Below are 4,518 nucleotides of genomic sequence, written 5' to 3' on the forward strand. Positions count from 1 at the left end.
CCTATTATCTTTACAGATGAAAGTATTCGAATGACCTATGGATTAATTGTTGCATTTTCTTTTCTCGTTTTAACTATCGCAGACCGATATATATTGCGTGTAGTAAAGCTGGAATCACAAAATGATAAGATGCGAAAAGATATGCAGCGACTGACGAAAAGTCTAAATGAAAATAAAGAGTACATAAGGCAATCAGAGTACACATTTAAGTTGGAAGAGAGAAATCGACTATCTCAAGAAATTCATGATAAAATCGGTCACTCAATGACAGGTGCACTAATTCAAATGGAAGCAGCAAAGAGATTAATGGAAATAGATAAAGAAAAATCTGCGGAGTTATTACAAAATGCCATTCATATTTCAAAAGATGGAATTGAAAGCATTCGGATTACATTAAAAAATATGAAGCCACCAACTGAGCAAATTGGTATTCATCGTATGAAATTATTCATAGAGGAATTTGCTGGTAAGCATGATATAAATATTCCATTCGTATATAAAGGGAACTTAGATATGATTTCACCAATTCAGTGGAAGATTATTGGTGAAAATGTTATGGAGGCACTAACAAACGCGATGAAATATGCTGATGCGACAGTCATTTCAATAGATATTCATGTACTGAACAAGATGGTRAAAGTACAAGTGAAGGATAATGGTAAAGGTGCAGATCTTGTTAAGAAAGGCCTCGGTATTATGGGGATGGAGGAGCGAACAGCATCAGTAAACGGAAAAATTATTGTAGATGGAACAAGTGGTTTTTCAGTAACAATGTTATTGCCGATATAAGAGGATGAGACGAGGATGAATCATCTCATATGAAAAAAGTGAATAATCTCATGTGAAAAGAGTGAACTTCTGCACTGAGCAGGTTCATTCTTTTTGTTTATAATAAAGTGAAACTTCAATCAGTGGGGGGGTGTTTTTCCACGCTGATTGTTAGTTGAACCAATCGGGCATTTTTACGGGCAGCCCGACTCCCACCTAACTTCTTTGCACCAGCTGAATTTTGAGGTGGGAGTCTTACTGACCGCAAATAGCGGGATAATAACAGAGAAACCGAAATAGGGGTGAAATGATGAACACATTGGAAATTAAAAATTTAACGAAAAAATTTGGTGATTTCATCGCGGTAGATAATATGTCTTTATCTATTAAAGAAGGAGAAATATTTGGCTTTTTAGGTTCGAATGGTGCTGGTAAGAGTACAACGATTAATATGATTGCTGGTTTGTTAAGAAGTAATGAAGGTGAAATTAGCATACTAGGAAAAAATATAAAGAAACATAATCGATTTGCGAAAATGAATATTGGTATCGTTCCGCAAGATATTGCGATTTATGAAGAGTTAACTGCCTATGAAAATGTGAAATTCTTTGCTGGATTGTATGGATTACGAGGAGCCGAGCTAAAAGCGAGAGTAGAGGAAGCACTTCAATTTGTAGGCCTTAGTGATAAACATAAAAGTTATCCGAAAAACTTTTCTGGCGGGATGAAACGAAGACTGAATATCGCTTGTGCAATCGCWCATAGACCGAAGTTAATTATTATGGATGAACCGACAGTTGGAATTGATCCGCAGTCAAGRAACTACATTCTYCAGTCTGTCCGAAAATTAAATGARATGGGAAGTACGATTATTTATACGAGTCACTACATGGAAGAAGTAGAAGAGATTTGTACGAAAATAGCAATTGTCGATCACGGTAAAGTAATTGCAGAAGGAACGAAAGAACAGTTAAAAGCGATTATTACMGATACGAAAGAYATTTGGATTGAAGTRAAGTCAGTAGAAAATYTAGAYGTAGAAAAWTTAAAAGAGATAAAYGGTGTGAAAGCTGTTCAAATTGAAGAGAACGTAATCAAGGTAAACTCGGATGCAGGATTAAATAATTTAAATAAAATTATTCAGCATTTCATTAATCATGACATTGAAATTCGTTCGCTAGAGGAGCAGGCTCCGAACTTAGAGACAGTATTTCTTACGTTGACTGGAAGAAACTTACGAGATAAATAAAAGGTAAATGAAGAAAAAGTAAAGGGAGGTTCATCGATTGAACATCTTCAATATTGCAGTTATGCACATTAAAAGAGATTTCAGGGACGTAAGAACTTTAGTTTTTATGTTAGCATTTCCGATTGTGCTTATGCTTGTATTAGGAACAGCGTTAAGTAACGCATTTAATAGCGATAGTCAATCGTTTAAGGATATACAAGTGCTATATAAAGATGAAGCGAGTAGCACGTTTTCTCAATCATTTGAAGCATTTACAAAAGAAGTCGATAAATCAGGTATTCATTTTAAAAAAGCTTCCGAAGGTATAGATGGGAAAGAAGAAGTGAAGCAAAATAAATATGCTGCTTATGTAGAGTTAAATAAAGATGGTGCAAAATTTTATGGAAGTGACAAAAGTAGTATTGAGGGAAGTATTGTGGAAGGCATGCTTACAACATTTGYTGATAAGTACAACGTAGTGGCCGAAGTTGCAAAAGTAGATCCGAGTAAGGTTAGCGCAGTTATTTCAAACGGAAATCATAATGATTATATTAAAGGAACATCTTTACAAGCTGCTAAAAAACCAGGTTCTATGGATTACTATGCGGTTGTAATGACGACGATGATTGCACTGTACGCTGCAATGGGGGCGAGTTTTTTAATTCGAGGAGAACGAATACGTAAAACAGGAGATCGTTTAATTGCAGCACCTATAAGTAAGGCTGAAATTTTCATTGGGAAAGTGCTCGGTAGTCTTGTAGCGAATGCACTTTGTCTATTACTYGTCGTTTTATTTAGTAAATTTGTTTTTCAAGCGAATTGGGGCGACCATMTTGGAATCATATTTATTATTTTACTAACAGAAGTCTTTTTAGCAATTAGCTTCGGTTTAGGAATCGGATATATTACAAAAACAGGTGAGGCATCTAGAGCGATTATTATGGTTGTTGTGCAATTAGCGTCTATTTTTGGTGGTGCGTATTTCGTAGTGGAAGAAAATTCCGTTACGAATTTATCACCATTAACGTGGGCAAACACAGCTATTATGAAAATTATTTATGCAAATGATGTAGGAGCGGCACTGCCGGTAATATCTTTAAATCTTGGGATTTCAGCAATCTTCTTATTAATTGCGATTATTGCATTACGTAGACGGGAGGGGCTATAGTATGAAAGATATTTTATGGCTCATACAAAAAACGTTATCTGTGCTTCTGAAAAATAAAAAGGGGCTACTCATTATTATTAGCTTGCCGATAATAGGAACGCTCATTTCCTTTTCGATATATGGGAATGTAGGGCAAGGAACGTTAAATATTGGGGTTATAAATAAAGAAAATCAACCTATCGCAAATGATACAGTGAAATTTTTAGAAGGACTCAATCATGTAAATGTTAGTAAAATTAAGGAATCTGAAGTGGAAGATAAACTCACTTCAAAAAAACTTGATGGTGTTATTACATTACAGTCTGGTTTTTCTGAAAGTGTTCGAGAAGGGAAACCGAGTCATATTGAGATTTCATCGATTAAAGGCGATCAAGTAACAGGATTTATAAAATCGTATTTATATAACTATGTTGATAACATCGCTGCGATTAGTAAAGTGGCAGGGGCCGATCAAAGTACGTTTAATAGTATGTACGCTGGTTATCAAAAAAGTTCATTTAAAGTAAAGTCTGAGACACTTGAAGATACTTCAAAAAATAAAGATATGACAAATCAAACGATGGGTTATCTTATTATGTTTATGTTATTTTCAGCAGTGAACTTATCAGGATTTATTTTAAAAGAAAAAGAGAACAGAACGTATTTTAGATTATTATCAACGCCGATTGACGGAAAGAAATTTATATTATCTAATGTCGCAGTAAATATGATGATATTAACAGTACAAATTGTAATTGCAGTATTCTTTATGACGAATGTTTTTCACACAACTATAAATATGCCTTTCATAGTTATGATTGGTGTGCTTATGATATTCGCTTTAATTGCAATTGGTTTATCATTAGTCATTGTGTCTTTTTCAAAAAGTTCAACTGCTTCAAATGCAATGCAAAATATAGTAATAGTACCAACATGTTTACTTGCTGGATGTTATTTCCCGTACGACATTATGCCGAAAGCAGTACAAAAAGTAGCTGATTTCCTTCCGCAGCGTTGGTTACTAGATACGATTTCAAAACTACAGCAAGGCATTCCATTTTCTGAGTTGTATTTAAATATTTTAATTTTATTCGCTTTCGCGATAGCATTCTTCTTAATTGCTATTTATAAATTTGGAAGAAATAATGATGCAAGGAACTTTGTTTAATGAAAAAGGTGTGGCGTAATGCCACGCCTTTTTGTATTCGCAAATAAAAGTAAGAAAGACATTTCGTATGAAAAAATAATTTAATGAAACACTACGAAATAGTAAGTAATATGAGCGGAAGGAAATCAAAATGATTAAAAAAATATTGCGAGTTACTTCTATTATTATTGTTATTTTCGTTTTTATTTTAATTTGGATGCATATCGA

4 protein-coding genes are annotated in these 4,518 nt (G+C 34.0%); all 4 read left to right on the forward strand.

The features are described 5' to 3' along the window. Nucleotides 1-789 (forward strand): sensor histidine kinase (locus tag AC1DJR_RS18215; RefSeq protein ID WP_477003183.1); only part of this gene is annotated, 789 nt, incomplete at its 5' end. Nucleotides 790-1,078: 289 nt separating this feature from the next. Then, nucleotides 1,079-2,017 carry an ABC transporter ATP-binding protein gene (locus tag AC1DJR_RS18220; protein WP_477003184.1) on the forward strand — a complete coding sequence of 313 codons (939 nt, stop codon included), beginning with the start codon at nt 1,079-1,081 and terminating at the stop codon, nt 2,015-2,017. A 37-nt stretch (nt 2,018-2,054) separates the two neighbouring features. Further along, a complete protein-coding gene (locus tag AC1DJR_RS18225; RefSeq protein WP_477003185.1) occupies nt 2,055-3,164 on the forward strand; it encodes an ABC transporter permease in 1,110 nt (369 codons plus the stop codon). 1 nt (nt 3,165) lies between these two features. Further along, nucleotides 3,166-4,311 carry an ABC transporter permease gene (locus AC1DJR_RS18230; RefSeq protein WP_002031112.1) on the forward strand — a complete coding sequence of 382 codons (1,146 nt, stop codon included), beginning with the start codon at nt 3,166-3,168 and terminating at the stop codon, nt 4,309-4,311. Nucleotides 4,312-4,518: the final 207 nt, after the last annotated feature.

The sequence above is a fragment of the Bacillus sp. 05T31 genome (assembly GCF_056396725.1).